We start from the raw sequence: 14567 nt of genomic DNA on the forward strand, positions 1-14567 counted from the left end.
CCGGGCGGGCGACAACCAGGGCGTCCCCCGCTACGGTGCCGTGACCGTCAGGCCGCCGCGGCGCGGGGAGGCGAAGGCGTCGAGGTCGGCACGGGTCAGGCCGGTGAGCTGGGCCACCTCCGCCGTGTCGAGTGCTCCGCAGTCGATGCCGCGCAGCAGGTAGCCGCTGAGGGCCTTGGCGGTCGCGGGTTCGTCCATCACGTCGCCGCCGGCCTTGGCCACGTAGGCGGCGAGGCGGGCGGCGGCCTGCTCCAGGCCCTCGCGGTAGAAGGCGTAGACGGCCGCGTAACGGGTCGGCAGGTGGCCGGGGTGCATGTCCCAGCCCTGGTAGTAGGCGCGGGCCAGGGCGCGGCGGGTGAGGCCGTAGTGGAGGCGCCATGCCTCGTGGACCTGGTGGGTGGGGCCGACGGGCAGCACGTTCGTGGAGCCGTCGGAGACGCGTACGCCGGTTCCCGCCGCGGCGACCTGCATGACGGCCTTGGCGTGGTCGGCGGCCGGGTGGTCGCTCGCCTGGTAGGCGGCGCTGACGCCGACGCAGGCGCTGTAGTCGAAGGTGCCGTAGTGGAGGCCCGTCGCGCGGCCCCGGGCGGCGTCGATCATGCGGGCGACGGCCGCGGTGCCGTCGGCGGCGAGGATGGACTGGCTGGTCTCGATCTGGATCTCGAAGCCGAGCCGCCCCGACGGCAGCCCGTGCGCGGTCTCGAAGGCTTCGAGCAGTTGGACGAAGGCGGTGACCTGCTCGGGGTAGGTCACCTTCGGCAGGGTCAGGACGAGCCCGTCGGGCAGACCGCCCGCCTGCATCAGGCCGGTGAGGAAGACATCGGTCGTGCGGATGCCCCGGTCGCGTACCGCGGCTTCCATGCACTTCATCCGGATGCCCATGTACGGGGCGGCCGTGCCGTTCGCGTACGCCTCGGAGACCAGCCGGGCGGCGCGGGCGGCGGCCTCGTCCTCCTCGGCGTCGGAGCGGGGTCCGTAGCCGTCCTCGAAGTCGATGCGCAGGTCCTCGACCGGCTCGCGCTCCAGCTTGGCGCGTACGCGGTCGTGGACGGGGCCCGCGAGTTCGGCCGGGATGCCGAGCACCTCGGCCAGGGCCGCGGCGTCGGGGGCGTGCTCGTCGAGGGCCTTCAGCGCCTGGTCGCCCCAGGAGCGGATGGTTCCCTCGGTGAAGACGTCGCCGGGGACGTAGACGGTGTGGACGGGCTGGCGGGTGCCGGGGTCTCCCGGGTAACGGCGGGCGAGTTCCGCGTCCACCGACGTCAGGGAGGCACTGATGCCCTCGCTGACCGCACCGGCGAGGCTCGTTGCCACCTTCTCCTGCTGACCCATTCCCACACCCTCCAAACGCTCACTGTTTCCGCTTCCCGGAATCAGTAATCCACATAGCGAAGTTAGTAGGCGGCTGCGACCTGCGTCAATGGTTGCCCGAAAGCGGCCGGGGCCGCGCGGTGAGATCACCACGCGGCCCCGGTCCTTCGGAACTTTCCCAGCTCAGCCCTTGCGGGTCTGGATTTCCTGGGTGAGTTGGGGGACGACGGTGAAGAGGTCTCCGACGATGCCGTAGTCGACGAGGTCGAAGATGGGGGCTTCGGCGTCCTTGTTGATCGCGACGATGGTCTTGGAGGTCTGCATGCCTGCGCGGTGCTGGATGGCGCCGGAGATGCCGGAGGCGATGTAGAGCTGGGGGGAGACGGACTTGCCGGTCTGGCCGACCTGGTTGGTGTGGGGGTACCAGCCGGCGTCGACGGCGGCGCGGGAGGCGCCGACGGCTGCGCCGAGGGAGTCGGCGAGGGCTTCGATGATGTGGAAGTTCTCCGCGCCGTTGACGCCGCGTCCGCCGGAGACGACGATCGCAGCTTCGGTGAGCTCGGGGCGGCCGGTGGATTCGCGGGGGGTGCGGGAGGTGACCTTGGTGCCGGTGGCCTGGGCGGAGAAGGTGACGGGCAGGTTCTCCACGGTGCCGGCGGCGGGTGCGGCCTCGACGGGAGCGGAGTTCGGCTTCACGGTGATGACGGGGGTGCCCTTGGAGATACGGGACTTGGTGGTGAAGGACGCGGCGAACGCGGCCTGGGTGGCGACGGGGCCCTGCTCGCCGGCTTCGAGGTCGATCGCGTCGGTGATGAGGCCCGAGCCGGTGCGGACCGCGAGGCGGGCGGCGATCTCCTTGCCCTCGGCGGACGAGGGGACCAGCACGGCGGTCGGGGACACGGCCTGGAAGGCGGCGTGCAGGGCGTCGACCTTGGGAACGACGAGGTACTCGGCGAACTCGGGGGCCTCGGCGGTCAGGACCTTGACCGCGCCGTGCTCGGCCAGGACCGTCGCGGTCTGCGCGGCGTTCGTGCCGAGCGCGACGGCGACCGGGTCACCGATCCGGCGGGCCAGGGTCAGCAGCTCCAGGGTGGGCTTGCGGACGGCACCATCGACATGATCGACGTAGACGAGGACTTCAGCCATGGGAATGCTCCTGCGTGGATGAGAGAAGAGACGGGGTCGTGCAGGGGGCCGGGTCCTAGATGAACTTCTGGCCCGCGAGGAACTCGGCGAGCTGCTTGCCGCCCTCGCCCTCGTCCTTCACGATCGTGCCCGCGGTGCGGGCCGGGCGCTGGGTCGCGGTGTCCACCACGGTCCAGGAACCCGCGAGACCGACCTCGTCCGCCTCGATGTCCAGGTCCTCCAGGTCCAGGGACTCCACCGGCTTCTTCTTCGCCGCCATGATCCCCTTGAACGAGGGGTAACGCGCCTCGCCGGACTGGTCGGTCACCGAGACCACCGCCGGGAGCGAGGCCTCCAGCAGCTCCGAGGCACTGTCACCGTCACGACGCCCGGTCACGACAGTGCCCTCGACCTTGACCTCGGACAGCAGCGTGACCTGCGGGACACCCAGCCGCTCCGCGAGGATCGCCGGGAGCACACCCATCGTGCCGTCCGTCGAGGCCATACCGGCGATCACCAGGTCGTAACCCGTCTTCTCGATCGCCTTCGCCAGCACCAGCGACGTCGCCATCACATCGGAACCATGAAGATCGTCGTCCTCGACATGCACAGCCTTGTCCGCACCCATCGACAACGCCTTGCGCAACGCGTCCTTCGCGTCCTCCGGACCCACCGTCACCACCGTGACCACGGCATCATCCGCACCATCCGCGATCTGCAGCGCCTGCTCCACCGCATACTCATCCAGCTCCGACAACAGACCGTCCACATCCTCACGGTCCACCGTCAGGTCATCGGCGAAATGCCGGTCACCAGTCGCGTCGGGCACATGCTTCACACAGACAACGATCCTCAAGCTCACGCCGGCTCTCCTACTGCATCGTCATTTCCGGGCTGCCTTGTTGCTCGCAGCATAGGCGCCTGATGGGGCGGTTTCCGGTCGTGGCGACCGGCGCTCCGAACTGAATATTACTAATCAGTACACCCAGTGCGTCACCCATAAGCAAGCGCTTGGACTGTGATCTGCCCAACGCACCGGACCCCTGTTGCGCCTGGGGCGGATCAGTCTCGCAGAGCGGTGAAGCGACCCTGGTGATAGACGAGCGGACGGCCGCCTCCGGCCGGGTCTCCGGCCACGACCTGGGCGATGACGATGCGGTGGTCCCCCGCCGGAACCCGTGCCACGACACGGCAGACCAGCCAGGCGAGGACTCCGCCCAGCACCGGCACACCTTCCGGTCCGCTACGCCAGTCGGTGGACGGACCGAAGCGGTCGGCACCGCTGCGCGCGAACGTGGCCGCCAGTTCCTGCTGATGCTCGCCGAGTATGTGGACACCGATGTGCTCCGCCTCGGAGACCACGGGCCAGCTGGAGGACGAGGTCCCCACCCCGAAGGAGATCAGCGGCGGCTCGGCGGCCACGGAGTTGAGGGAGGTGGCGGTGAATCCGACCGGCGACTCACCGGCCGCGGTGATCACGGCGACGCCCGCGGCGTGCTGCCGGAAGACGGAACGGAGGAGGGCGGGCGAGGCCGTCCGGGGGACGTCGAGCTCGGGCGAAGCCGTCATGGAACTGTCCTTCTGCTGTGGGTGCGTACGGGGCCGTGGGTGCTCAGACACCCGGACAGCGCGCACTCGCGTTACGGGCCAGGTCGACGTGGACCCGGCCGTAGAGAAGGAGTTCTGGCGGCATAGCGTCAGACTGACGATGCGTGGCGGGTGCAGTCAAGTGCGTTCCGCAATGTGGGAGATGCATCACGGTCCGTCACATCGCCTGCCCGAGAGCCGCGACGACGTCGACGGTGCGTGGCTGCCCCGCCGCGCGGCGGACGATCCTGCCCTCCGCGTCGAGGACCAGCACGGTGGGCGTCCTGGTGATCTCCAGGGTGCGCACCAGAGTGAGATGTGCCTCGGCGTCGATTTCGACGTGGGCGACTCCTTCGACCATCCCGGCCACCTCGACGAGGGTCCGGCGGGTGGCCCGGCAGGGCTGGCAGAAGGCGCTGGAGAACTGGACGAGTGTGGCCCGCTCCCCCAATTCCACGCCGAGTTGGGACGCGTCGAGCCTGTCGGCACGTGTCCGTCCGTCCACCTTCCGCCTCCTGTCAGAGCTCTTCGCAAAGGGTCAGCACCGGGCAGCCACGAGACATTCCCGGAGGTACCACGTGATGAGAATCTCGCGCCCCGTACCCGCCGGGGCTGGCCACGGCGTCGCGCATGGGGCACGATCGGCCCAATGCCGAAAACCTACGGCTGCGTAACTTCCGCCGGGAGAACCTCCCCAGGCATTGAAGAAGGGTCTTCTCCAGATGGCAGAACTCGTCTATCGGCCGGTCATCGGCGCCGCTCTCACCTTGTTCAAGGCGCTGGACCTGAAGATCGACACTCAGGGTTCGGAGCACATCCCGAAGACCGGCGGTGCGGTTCTGGTCAGCAACCACATCAGCTACCTGGACTTCATCTTCACGGGCCTGGGCGCCCTGCCGCAGAAGCGGCTGGTCCGCTTCATGGCCAAGGAATCGGTCTTCCGCCACAAGGTCTCCGGTCCCCTGATGCGGGGCATGAAGCACATCCCCGTGGACCGGAACCAGGGTGAGGACGCGTACGCGCACGCACTCGCCTCGCTGCGGTCCGGCGAGATCGTCGGAGTGTTCCCCGAGGCGACGATCTCGCAGTCGTTCACGCTGAAGAGCTTCAAGTCGGGCGCGGCACGGCTGGCACAGGAAGCCGGCGTACCGCTGATCCCGATGGCGCTGTGGGGCACCCAGCGGATCTGGACGAAGGGCCGGCCCCGTAACTTCGGCCGCAGCCACATCCCGGTCACCATCCGGGTGGGCGAGCCGATGGAGGCCCCGACCGACCAGTACGCGGGCGCGATCACCCGGCGCCTGCGGGACCGGGTGCAGGAGCTCCTCGAAGCGGCGCAGCGCGCCTATCCGGTGCGCCCCAAGGACGCCGGCGACACCTGGTGGGTCCCGGCCCACCTCGGCGGTACGGCTCCGACGCCCGCCGAGGTGCGCGAGCAGGGCTGACCGCCCGGCGTCAGTTCGGGGTGTGGACGGTGATCCGCGCCCCGGGACTCAGCTTCTCCAGCGATTCGGCGAGTTCGGTGCCCGCGGCACGGAGCTCGCCGATCGTCATGGGGGCGAGCCGCTCCAGCAGGAACACGGCGTTCACGGATTCCTCGGTGAGGCGCGTGCGTACCCCCTGGCGCCAGTTCCAGCGGCGGCAGGTGACGCCCTCGTCGTCGCACCAGACGACTTCGCCGGGCTCCGGGTGGTCGGTGACCTCTTCGCCCCCCGCGGCCGTGAGGAAGGGCTCCTGCCCCGTGGCGCGTACGAGTCGCATGGCGCCCTTGATGCGGTCGGCGTCCTCGCCGCCGACCGGGATCAGATGGGCGACGCTGACCGCGTTGTAGGCGTCGACGAGCCGGTTGATGCGTGGCAGCCCGCCGTCGGCGAGTGCGCGCTTGGCGAGGGCCTCGGCGGAGTTGCGGGTGCGGGAGGGCTTGGCGCCGAACGCCGTGTAGACCTCGCGCCAGGCCGCGACGTGGGGGTCCTCGTGCGGGGCCCGTCCGCCGAGGCGTTCGGCGAGCCGGCGCGCGGCGTCGTCCAGCAGGGCGGCGCTCGCGTCGTCGCTCGGACCGTTGACCAGGCCGTGCGCCTCGATGACGAGGTGGGCGAAGCCGGGTGCGAGGGTGCGTACGTCGTCGGAAACAGTGAAAGTCGGGGTCATCGTCTGCCTTGCCTTCGGCGCGGAACGGTCAGAGTTCGGTGGGGAGGGTCCGCCACAGCTCCGGGCGGTCCGCGGCGGTGCGCAGGGCACCGAGAATCGCCGGGTGCGGTGCGGCATACAGTACCGGATAGTCCATTTCATTGAACTCCGGACGGACGACCCAGGCCAGCCGCTCCTCGTCCAGGGAGAACCGCGCGTCCACGCCCGGCTTGTTGCCCCGCGCGTCCTGACGGGCCCAGCGCTCCCGGCCCGGCAGTTTCAGCGCGATCAGCCCGTGGACGGAGGGGTTCGTGCCGTCGTCGTCGGCGAGCCGCTGGTAGCAGAGACCGGCCGGGATGCCCGCCGCGCGCAGCAGCGCGGCCAGGGCGTGCGCCTTGGCGTAGCAGACGCCGGTGCGGGCGCCGAGGACGTCGGAGGCGCGCCAGGTGACCCGCAGGTCCCCCGAGTCGGCGGAGTGCTCGATGGAATCGCGTACGAAGCCGAAGGCCGCGGATGCGTATGTATATGCGTCGATCGTTTCGGACCGGAGTCGTTCGGCGGTCTTCCGCACACAGGGGTGTTCATGATCGATGACGTCATCCGCAGCAAGATATGCGGAGATGTCAGAAATCTGCTGGGTGAGCTCCATAGTCGCGGAGCATACGGAAGCGGTCGACCGGAAGCCAATGACTTTCCGATCGACCGCATATGTATGCGAAGACTACTTCGCCATTTCTTCCTTCAGCGCCTGCACGAAGGCGTCCACGTCTTCCTCTGTCGTGTCGTACGCGCACATCCAGCGGACGTCACCGGCCGCCTCGTCCCAGAAGTAGAAACGGAAACGCTTCTGCAGCCGTTCGCTCACGTCGTGCGGGAGCCGCGCGAACACGGCGTTGGCCTGGACGGGGTGCAGGATCTCCACACCGTCCACGCCACGGACCCCCTCGGCCAGCCGCTGGGCCATGGCGTTGGCGTGGCGGGCGTTGCGCAGCCAGAGGTCGCGCGCCAGCAGTGCTTCCAGCTGGACCGAGACGAAGCGCATCTTGGAGGCGAGCTGCATCGACAGCTTGCGAAGGTGCTTCATCGCACGGACCGAGTCCGGGTCGAGGACGATGACCGCCTCACCGAAGAGCGCGCCGTTCTTGGTTCCCCCGAAGGAGAGGACGTCGACGCCGACCGTGTTGGTGAACGTACGCATGGGCACGTCCAGCGACGCGGCGGCGTTGGCTATCCGGGCCCCGTCGAGGTGCACCTTCATGCCGTGCCCGTGGGCGTGTTCGCAGATGGCGCGGATCTCGTCGGGGGTGTAGACCGTGCCCAGTTCGGTGTTCTGGGTGATCGACACGACCTGCGGCATCGCCCGGTGCTCGTCGTCCCAGCCGTACGCCTGCCGGTCGATGAGCTCGGGTGTCAGCTTGCCGTCGGGCGTCGGCACGGTGAGCAGCTTCAGGCCGCCCATCCGCTCCGGGGCGCCCCCCTCGTCCACGTTGATGTGCGCGGACTCGGCGCAGATCACGGCGCCCCAGCGGTCGGTCAGCGCCTGGAGGGCGAGGACGTTGGCACCGGTGCCGTTGAAGACCGGGAACGCCTCGGAGCCGGCACCGAAGTGACTGTGCACGACGCGCTGGAGGTGCTCGGTGTAGTCGTCCTCGCCGTAGGCGACCTGGTGGCCGCCGTTGGCGAGGGCGAGGGCGGCGAGAACCTCGGGGTGCGCGCCCGCGTAGTTGTCACTCGCGAATCCGCGTACCTGCGGATCGTGGTGTCGGCGCGCGTCGGTCCTCACGGTTGCGGGGTCAGCCACAGGCGCTTTCCGTTCACTTCTCCGGCGGGCATGTCCCAGACGCCGGCGATGGCCTCGGCCAGCTCCTTGACGTCGGTGAAGCCCGCGAACTTCGCATTCGGGCGCTCGGCGCGCATCGCGTCGTGCACCAGTGCCTTGACGACCAGGATCGCAGCCGCGGTCTTCGGACCTTCGTCACCCCCCGCCTTGCGGAAGGCGTCGGCGAGCGCGAGCGTCCACGCCTCGGCCGCGGCCTTGGACGCGGAGTAGGCGGCGTTGCCCGCGGTGGGAGCGCTCGCTCCCGCCGCGCTGATGAGCACGTAGCGGCCCCGGTCACTGCGCTGGAGGCCCTGCTGGAAGGCGAGCGAGGTGGACTGGACCGTGCGGATCAGGAGCTTCTCCAGAAGATCCCAGTCCTTGAGGTCCGTCTCGGCGAAGGTGGAGCTGCCGCGCCAGCCGCCGACGAGGTGCACCAGGCCGTCGATCCGGCCGAACTCCTTCTCCGTCTTGTCCGCCCAGTCCCGGGCTGCTGCCAGGTCGAGCAGATCGACGGTGTCGCCGGTGACGGTCGCGCCGCCGTGGGCGTAGCGTGCGGCATCGACGGCCTCCGCGAGCCGCTCGGCGTTGGCGTCGGACGCGACGACGATCGCGCCGGCCTCGGCAAGTCTCAGCAGGGTGGCCCGGCCCGCCGGTCCGGCCGCTCCTGCCACGGCGATGACCGCACCTTCGAGCGCGCTCCCGTTGCCGTCAACCGTTCCGGTCATGGACTCCGCCTCCTTGGGACGAGCGCTCACGCGGCTGCCTGCTCGGCGTCGGCCGCGGTGATCCCCTTGGTCGAGGCGATCACGTTCTTCAGCTTCTTGGAGAGTGCCTCATAGAACATGCTCAGGGGAAACTCGTCCGGAAGCACGTCGTCGACGAGCTTGCGCGGCGGCTGGGTCAGGTCCAGGGCGTCCGGTCCCTTGGCCCAGCGGGAGCCCGGGTGCGGGGCGAGGTAGGTGGACACCAGGTCGTACGCGGCGAACCAGTGGACCAGCTTCGGGCGGTCGATGCCGTCGCGGTACAGGGTCTCGATCTCGGCGCAGAGCTGGTTGGTGACCTTGGGAGCCCGCTCCCAGTCGATCTTCAGCGTGTTGTCCGTCCAGCGCACCACGTCGTGCTTGTGCAGGTACGCGAAGAGGAGCTGGCCGCCGAGACCGTCGTAGTTGCGGACGCGCTCGCCGGTGACGGGGAAGCGGAACATGCGGTCGAAGAGCACCGCGTACTGCACGTCACGGCCGTGCGCGTTGCCTTCGGCCTCCAGCTTCACGGCCTCCTTGAAGGCGGTGAGGTCGCAGCGCAGCTCCTCCAGGCCGTACATCCAGAACGGCTGGCGCTGCTTGATCATGAAGGGGTCGAACGGCAGGTCGCCGTGGCTGTGGGTGCGGTCGTGGACCATGTCCCAGAGCACGAACGCCTGCTCGCAGCGGGTCTGGTCGCCGATCATCTCGCGGATGTCCTCGGGCAGCTCGACGCCCAGGAGGTCGACGGACGCCTCGGTGACCCGGCGGAAGCGGGCGGCCTCGCGGTCGCAGAAGATGCCGCCCCAGCTGAAGCGCTCGGGGGCCTCGCGCACGGCGATGGTCTCGGGGAAGAGCACCGCCGAGTTGGTGTCGTAGCCCGAGGTGAAGTCCTCGAAGGTGATACCGCAGAAAAGCGGGTTGTCGTAGCGCGTGGCTTCGAGGTCGGCGAGCCACTCGGGCCAGACCATCCGCAGCACGACCGCTTCGAGGTTGCGGTCCGGGTTGCCGTTCTGCGTGTACATCGCGAAGACGACCAGGTGCTGGAGGCCGTCGGCGCGGTTCTTGGCCGGCTGGAAGGCCAGCAGCGAGTCCAGGAAGTCCGGGACGCCGAAGCCTTCGGCGGCCCAGCGACGCAGGTCCGCGACCAGGGCGCGGTGGTACGCGGCGTCGTGCGGGAGCAGCGGGGAGAGCTCCTCGATCGCGGCGACCACACGATCGAGCGTCGCGGCAGCGGTCGCGGGCGACGGCGCGTGCTCGGCGGCGAAGTCGATGGATCCGTCCTTCGACTGCCAGGGACGGATCTCCTCCACGGCCTTCTTGAGCGCGGGCCAGGCAGCGTGCTCGACCACCCGCGGGGCGGTCGCTATGACGCCGTCGGCGACGTCGTGCACAAGAATTTCCGTCATAACACTTCCTCCACGGGAGAACCTCGCGTTAAGCAACCGTATCTGTGTGCGGGTGCTCAGGACAAGTGGAGCTCAGAAGATTATCCTGCCGACCCCCCGTTCTCACCGCTGTTTTTCCTGCGCGGTGACCCGACGGAACGGGTTCCGTCCGGCTCGCCCAGGCTTCCGAACGGCAGGCGACACAACGCAGTTGCCCCGTGCACGACCGGTCCTTCCGCAGGGACGGGCCACTAGGCTCCGCACTGCCGCAGTGCCGTATTGCCGTAGTGCCGCGTGGGTAGGAGCCGCACGCGGGGAGCCGTCGACGGAAGCGAGATTGCCTTGACTTTTCTCACCATCGGTCATCGCGGGGTCATGGGTGTCGAACCGGAGAACACCCTGCGGTCCTTCGTCCACGCGGAACAGGCCGGCATGGACGCCATCGAGCTCGACCTCCACCTGAGCAAGGACGGCGCGCTCGCCGTCATGCACGACGCCGCGGTGGACCGCACGACCGACGGCACGGGGCAGATCGCCGAGAGGACGATGGCCGAGCTGCGCGGGCTCGACGCCGGGCAGGGCGAGCGGGTGCCCGTCTTCGAGGAGGTCCTCGACGCCGTCGCGGCACCGCTCCAGGCGGAGATCAAGGACGTCGCCGCCGCGCGGGCGCTCGCCGAGGTGATGCTGCGACGCGATCTCGTGGAGCGGGTGGAGGTGTCGTCGTTCCACGACGAGGCGGTCGCCGAGATCGCACAGCTGGTGCCCGGCGTGCGGACGGTGCTCATCGCCAGCCGCTGGGGCGGCGACGTGGTGGAGCGGGCGAAGGCGGTGGGCGCGGCGACACTCGCGCTGAACATCCGCCGTCTCACGCTGGAGACGGTCGAGGAGGCGCACGCCGAGAACCTGAAGGTGATCGGCTGGGTGGTGAACACCCAGGACCAGCTGCGCCTGGTGCGCGCGCTCGGCCTCGACGGCGCGACGACCGACTTCCCGGAGATCCGCCGCGCGGGCCGCTTCACCGCGTAACGGGCGGCGGCTCCGCGCGGGCGTGGACAGGGGTGGAGCGGGTCGAACCGTGCGGGCGGATCAGGCCGCGGGAAGGTCCTTGATCAACAGCTCGAACGCGAGATCGTCGCGCTGGGGAACGCCGAAGCGCTCGTCGCCGTACGGGAAGGGGGTCAGCTTTCCCGTACGGCGGTAGCCGCGGCGCTCGTACCAGGCGATCAGCTCCTCACGGACGGAGATCACCGTCATGTGCATCTCCCGCACGCTCCAGCTCTCCACCACCGTGCGCTCGGCCTCGGCGATGATCACCTTGCCGAGGCCCGCCCCCTGGAGTTCGGGCCGGACCGCGAACATGCCGAAGTAGGCCGCGTCACCCCGGTGTTCGAGCTGACAGCAGGCGACCGGCTCCCCGTCGCGCTCCACCACGAGCAGGCGGCCGGAGGGCGCGGTGACGACGGCGCGTACCCCGTCCGCGTCCGTCCGCTGCCCCTGGAGAATGTCCGCCTCGGTGGTCCACCCGGCCCGGCTGGAGTCGCCGCGATAGGCGGACTCGATGAGCCGCACGAGCGCGGGCACGTCGTCCTCGGTCGCGTCGCGGAAGGTGAGCTGTCCCGAGTCCCGGGGCGGGGCCGTGTCCATGGTGATGCTCTCCGTTTCTGTGCTGCCGACGGTGCGGCACGAGACTAACCCGGCCCCGACCGCCCCCCGCAGGCCCGTCCGCGCTCCCCCTGCACCTCAATGCGCCGGGTACGGGGGTGCGGAACGCGGGCATCGATGGGGCGACACCGGTTTCGTACGCCTGAGGGGGAGGTGCGCCGTGCACGGACCGGCGCTGTCCGGCTGGCTGCTGATGGTGTTGTGCGCGGTGGCGGGCGCCTCCTGTCTGTCACGTACGCGCGTCACCACGGGGGAAGAGCGCAGAGCCGCGCGCGCCGAGGCGGTGATGGGCTTCGGCATGGCCGCGATGGCGGTGCCCGCCGCGCTGCTCACGCCGCCGTCCTGGGCCTGGGCCGTGTACGCCGTGCTGTTCGGCGGAGCCGCGCTGCAAGCCCTGCGGTCCGTACGGTTCGGGGGGCACCACCTGCACCACCTCGTCGGGTCGCTGGCGATGGTCTACATGGCCGTGACGATGGCCCCCGGAGCGGGTCACGGCGGGCACGGCGCCACCCCGTCCGCCGGAGGCATCCCCCTGCTGACCGGCCTGCTGCTGGCCTACTACGCGTTCTACGTCCTGCGATCGGCGGGCCGCCTGATCCCCGTGGCCGCAGCCGCCGGAGCCCCGGGAGGCGGCCTGGGCCGGGGGCCGCAGCCGGAGCTGGCACTGGCCTGCCGGCTGACGATGGGCATAGCCATGTTCGCGATGTTGCTCACCCTGTGAGACAGAAGGCCCGCCGGACCGTGTCCTACGTCACTTGCCGAACGCAGCCATACCCGTGAGTACCCGGCGCTCAATAGGCTGACCGCATGTTGGTCTCCCTCGTGCTGCTGCTGCTCGGCGCACTGGCCGCTCTCGTGACCCCCCGCCTGATGGCGCGGGCACAGTGGCCGGAGCGCGAGCCGGTGGTGGCCCTGTGGGTCTGGCAGTGCGTCGTGGCGGGGGTACTGCTGTCGTTCGGGCTCTCCATGACCTTCAGTGCGTCCGCCGCCTGGCAGGCGGTCCGGGGGCATGTGTTCGCGCCCGCGCCGCACGCGGTGGTCGAGGCGTACGCCCTGGCGGCGTACGGCCCCTGGTCGGCCGTCATCGCCGTGCTGTTGGCTCTCGGGGGCGCGTGGACGCTGGCGATGCTGGTACGGGAGATCCGCCGGGCGCAGTCGCGGCGCGCGCGTCGTCGCACGGAACTCCTGGTCCGTTCCCCCCTGATGCCCGGCGAGACCCCCGGCAGCGAGCGGCTCGTGGTGCTGGAGGGCGACCGCCCCGACGCCTGGTGGCTGCCGGGCGCCGCACCCCAACTGGTCATCACCACTGCCGCACTGGGCCGCCTGAAGGGCCGTCAGCTGGACGCGGTCCTGGCGCACGAGCAGGGGCACGCCCGGGCGCGGCACGACTGGCTGCTTCACTGTTCGGGCGCTCTGGCCACGGGATTCCCGCAGATTCCGGTGTTCGCCGCGTTCCGTGACGAGATGCACCGTCTCGTCGAACTCGCCGCGGACGACGTGGCATCGCGCCGCTTCGGGCGGCTCACCACCGCGCTCGCGCTGGTCGGGCTCAACGAGGACCGGGGCGTGTTCGGTCCCTGCCCGTCGACGGACGCACAAGTGCCGCTGCGGGTGAACCGGTTGCTGGCACCGACGGAGCGGCTCACCGCGGGCCGGAAGCTCCGGCTGACCGCGGCGGCCACGCTGTTGCCCGTCGTACCTCTGCTGGTGGCATTCGCTCCGGGACTCAGCGCCCTGGGATAGCCGGTCGCGGGGGCCGTCGGCGAGGATCACCCCATGCGCCTCATGGACCGCCCCCACCTCCACTCCCCCGACCATCGCAGCGCGGACCCACGCCTCGTGCGCACGGGTCTCGTCTGCGCGGCCCTCTCGGTGGCCCTCGTGATCCTGGTGGCGGTGAGCTGGTCCCCCCTCATGTCGTTGGACCGCACGATCGCCGACACCCTGCACCGCAACGCCGTGAACGAACCGGCACTGGTGCAGGTCAACCGCGTGCTGACCGACTGGGTGTGGGACCCCTGGACGATGCGCGCCGCGATCGCCGTCACGGCGATCGCCCTGTGGTGGCGTGGCTCCAGGTGGCTCGCCGTCTGGGTGGCCGCGACGAGCGCGCTCTCCACCCTCGTACAGCAAGTGCTCAAGGCGGCTGTCGACCGGGAAAGGCCCCGGTGGCCGGACCCGGTGGACTCCGCGCACTACGCGGCCTTCCCCTCGGGACACGTGATGACCGCGGTGGTGACCTGCGCGCTCCTGCTGTGGCTGCTGCGGCTGCACGGAACGGGACCGCTGGTGTGGCGGACCGCACTGGTGGTCGCGGTCGTGTCGGTCGTCGGCGTCGCGTTCACCCGGATCTACCTCGGGGTCCACTGGATGACCGATGTGGTGGGCGGCACGCTGCTGGGGGTGACCATGGCCGTGTTCTCGATCCTCGGCTACACCGTGTTCCGGGATCGCCGGGCCGACGGGCGGAAGGAACGGGGGAGGCTGTCCCGGGCCGATCGAGGCCACGGGCACCGTCACACCGATGGGATTCAGCCATAAACCCGGCCGATGTGGAGATGTGAGGGATATCCCCGTCGCACAATGTGTCGGATTGTCGGATCGGGGTCGTAGCCTTGTACGTATGCCCACCACTCCGACCTCGTCCGACTCCGTGCGTTCCGCCTCCGCCGTCAACGAAGCAATTCGCGACCTGTGGCAGCGCTCGGGCGGATACCTGACCCCGGACGACGAGGCGGAGTACCAGCGACTGCTGGTGGAGTGGGCAGCGGCTGCGGGCACGGTCGTGCGGTCCGCCGCCTGACGGACGAA

Annotated in this window: 17 protein-coding genes; 6 read left to right on the plus strand and 11 right to left on the minus strand. The window is 70.0% G+C overall.

Features of this window, described 5'->3' with window-relative positions:
- Nucleotides 1–30: 30 nt before the first annotated feature.
- The 5 genes from OG230_RS03910 to OG230_RS03930 all read right to left on the minus strand — a co-directional run bounded on the left by OG230_RS03910 (nucleotide 31) and on the right by OG230_RS03930 (nucleotide 4525).
- Nucleotides 31–1329, minus strand: a complete 1299-nt coding sequence (locus OG230_RS03910; RefSeq protein WP_328908716.1) for a DUF6986 family protein — start codon at nucleotides 1327–1329, stop codon at nucleotides 31–33.
- Nucleotides 1330–1491: 162 nt separating this feature from the next.
- Complete coding sequence (locus OG230_RS03915; protein WP_328908717.1) at nucleotides 1492–2454, minus strand: electron transfer flavoprotein subunit alpha/FixB family protein; 963 nt, start codon at nucleotides 2452–2454, stop codon at nucleotides 1492–1494.
- Nucleotides 2455–2509: 55 nt separating this feature from the next.
- The gene (locus OG230_RS03920) at nucleotides 2510–3295 is read right to left on the minus strand and encodes an electron transfer flavoprotein subunit beta/FixA family protein (RefSeq protein ID WP_328908718.1); all 786 of its coding nucleotides are present in this window, start codon (nucleotides 3293–3295) and stop codon (nucleotides 2510–2512) included.
- A 200-nt stretch (nucleotides 3296–3495) separates the two neighbouring features.
- Nucleotides 3496–4002 carry a flavin reductase family protein gene (locus OG230_RS03925; RefSeq protein ID WP_328908719.1) on the minus strand — a complete coding sequence of 169 codons (507 nt, stop codon included), beginning with the start codon at nucleotides 4000–4002 and terminating at the stop codon, nucleotides 3496–3498.
- Nucleotides 4003–4198: 196 nt separating this feature from the next.
- Nucleotides 4199–4525, minus strand: a complete 327-nt coding sequence (locus OG230_RS03930; protein ID WP_328908720.1) for a TlpA family protein disulfide reductase — start codon at nucleotides 4523–4525, stop codon at nucleotides 4199–4201.
- Between the two features lie 217 nt (nucleotides 4526–4742).
- Between OG230_RS03930 and OG230_RS03935 the strand changes: the two genes are divergently transcribed.
- A complete protein-coding gene (locus tag OG230_RS03935; RefSeq protein WP_328908721.1) occupies nucleotides 4743–5465 on the plus strand; it encodes a lysophospholipid acyltransferase family protein in 723 nt (240 codons plus the stop codon).
- A 10-nt stretch (nucleotides 5466–5475) separates the two neighbouring features.
- Here the strand turns inward: OG230_RS03935 and OG230_RS03940 are convergent, their stop codons facing one another.
- From OG230_RS03940 to OG230_RS03960, 5 genes are all read right to left on the minus strand, one after another.
- A complete protein-coding gene (locus tag OG230_RS03940; RefSeq protein WP_328908722.1) occupies nucleotides 5476–6168 on the minus strand; it encodes a B3/B4 domain-containing protein in 693 nt (230 codons plus the stop codon).
- A 28-nt stretch (nucleotides 6169–6196) separates the two neighbouring features.
- Nucleotides 6197–6796 (minus strand): transglutaminase domain-containing protein, encoded by a 600-nt coding sequence (locus OG230_RS03945; RefSeq protein WP_328908723.1) that lies wholly within the window; start codon nucleotides 6794–6796, stop codon nucleotides 6197–6199.
- 72 nt (nucleotides 6797–6868) lie between these two features.
- Nucleotides 6869–7930: a threonine aldolase family protein gene (locus tag OG230_RS03950; protein ID WP_328911291.1), complete on the minus strand. Its 1062-nt coding sequence runs from the start codon at nucleotides 7928–7930 to the stop codon at nucleotides 6869–6871.
- Entirely contained in the window at nucleotides 7927–8691 is a 765-nt protein-coding gene (locus tag OG230_RS03955; RefSeq protein ID WP_328908724.1) for an SDR family oxidoreductase, read from the minus strand. Before OG230_RS03955 ends, OG230_RS03950 begins: the two co-directional genes overlap by 4 nt.
- A gap of 26 nt (nucleotides 8692–8717) precedes the next feature.
- Nucleotides 8718–10115 (minus strand): DUF6421 family protein, encoded by a 1398-nt coding sequence (locus tag OG230_RS03960; protein ID WP_328908725.1) that lies wholly within the window; start codon nucleotides 10113–10115, stop codon nucleotides 8718–8720.
- Nucleotides 10116–10436: 321 nt separating this feature from the next.
- Here OG230_RS03960 and OG230_RS03965 point away from each other — a divergent pair, with 321 nt between their 5' ends.
- Nucleotides 10437–11120, plus strand: a complete 684-nt coding sequence (locus OG230_RS03965; protein ID WP_328908726.1) for a glycerophosphodiester phosphodiesterase — start codon at nucleotides 10437–10439, stop codon at nucleotides 11118–11120.
- A gap of 60 nt (nucleotides 11121–11180) precedes the next feature.
- On the opposite strand, the gene OG230_RS03970 is transcribed toward OG230_RS03965, so the two are convergent.
- Complete coding sequence (locus tag OG230_RS03970; protein WP_328908727.1) at nucleotides 11181–11738, minus strand: GNAT family N-acetyltransferase; 558 nt, start codon at nucleotides 11736–11738, stop codon at nucleotides 11181–11183.
- Between the two features lie 178 nt (nucleotides 11739–11916).
- On the opposite strand from OG230_RS03970, the gene OG230_RS03975 reads away from it, so the two are divergent.
- The 4 genes from OG230_RS03975 to OG230_RS03990 all read left to right on the plus strand — a co-directional run bounded on the left by OG230_RS03975 (nucleotide 11917) and on the right by OG230_RS03990 (nucleotide 14559).
- Entirely contained in the window at nucleotides 11917–12477 is a 561-nt protein-coding gene (locus tag OG230_RS03975) for a DUF5134 domain-containing protein (RefSeq protein ID WP_328908728.1), read from the plus strand.
- An 86-nt stretch (nucleotides 12478–12563) separates the two neighbouring features.
- Nucleotides 12564–13499 carry a M56 family metallopeptidase gene (locus OG230_RS03980; protein ID WP_328908729.1) on the plus strand — a complete coding sequence of 312 codons (936 nt, stop codon included), beginning with the start codon at nucleotides 12564–12566 and terminating at the stop codon, nucleotides 13497–13499.
- Nucleotides 13500–13541: 42 nt separating this feature from the next.
- On the plus strand, nucleotides 13542–14297 hold the full coding sequence (locus OG230_RS03985; protein WP_328911292.1) for a phosphatase PAP2 family protein: 756 nt from the start codon (nucleotides 13542–13544) through the stop codon (nucleotides 14295–14297).
- An 82-nt stretch (nucleotides 14298–14379) separates the two neighbouring features.
- A complete protein-coding gene (locus tag OG230_RS03990; protein WP_328908730.1) occupies nucleotides 14380–14559 on the plus strand; it encodes a hypothetical protein in 180 nt (59 codons plus the stop codon).
- The last annotated feature ends 8 nt before the right edge of the window (nucleotides 14560–14567 follow it).

This window comes from Streptomyces sp. NBC_00234 (assembly GCF_036195325.1).
Classification (GTDB): Bacteria; Actinomycetota; Actinomycetes; order Streptomycetales; family Streptomycetaceae; genus Streptomyces.

Excerpts from the sequence above, each read along its gene's own strand:
- OG230_RS03910 (WP_328908716.1), bottom strand. The coding sequence starts at position 1,329 with ATGGGTCAGCAGGAGAAGGTGGCAACGAGCCTCGCCGGTGCGGTCAGC.
- OG230_RS03915 (WP_328908717.1), bottom strand. The coding sequence starts at position 2,454 with ATGGCTGAAGTCCTCGTCTACGTCGATCATGTCGATGGTGCCGTCCGC.
- OG230_RS03925 (WP_328908719.1), bottom strand. The coding sequence starts at position 4,002 with ATGACGGCTTCGCCCGAGCTCGACGTCCCCCGGACGGCCTCGCCCGCC.
- OG230_RS03935 (WP_328908721.1), top strand. The coding sequence starts at position 4,743 with ATGGCAGAACTCGTCTATCGGCCGGTCATCGGCGCCGCTCTCACCTTG.
- OG230_RS03940 (WP_328908722.1), bottom strand. The coding sequence starts at position 6,168 with ATGACCCCGACTTTCACTGTTTCCGACGACGTACGCACCCTCGCACCC.
- OG230_RS03945 (WP_328908723.1), bottom strand. The coding sequence starts at position 6,796 with ATGGAGCTCACCCAGCAGATTTCTGACATCTCCGCATATCTTGCTGCG.
- OG230_RS03955 (WP_328908724.1), bottom strand. The coding sequence starts at position 8,691 with ATGACCGGAACGGTTGACGGCAACGGGAGCGCGCTCGAAGGTGCGGTC.
- OG230_RS03960 (WP_328908725.1), bottom strand. The coding sequence starts at position 10,115 with ATGACGGAAATTCTTGTGCACGACGTCGCCGACGGCGTCATAGCGACC.
- OG230_RS03970 (WP_328908727.1), bottom strand. The coding sequence starts at position 11,738 with ATGGACACGGCCCCGCCCCGGGACTCGGGACAGCTCACCTTCCGCGAC.
- OG230_RS03980 (WP_328908729.1), top strand. The coding sequence starts at position 12,564 with ATGTTGGTCTCCCTCGTGCTGCTGCTGCTCGGCGCACTGGCCGCTCTC.
- OG230_RS03985 (WP_328911292.1), top strand. The coding sequence starts at position 13,542 with ATGGACCGCCCCCACCTCCACTCCCCCGACCATCGCAGCGCGGACCCA.
- OG230_RS03990 (WP_328908730.1), top strand. The coding sequence starts at position 14,380 with ATGCCCACCACTCCGACCTCGTCCGACTCCGTGCGTTCCGCCTCCGCC.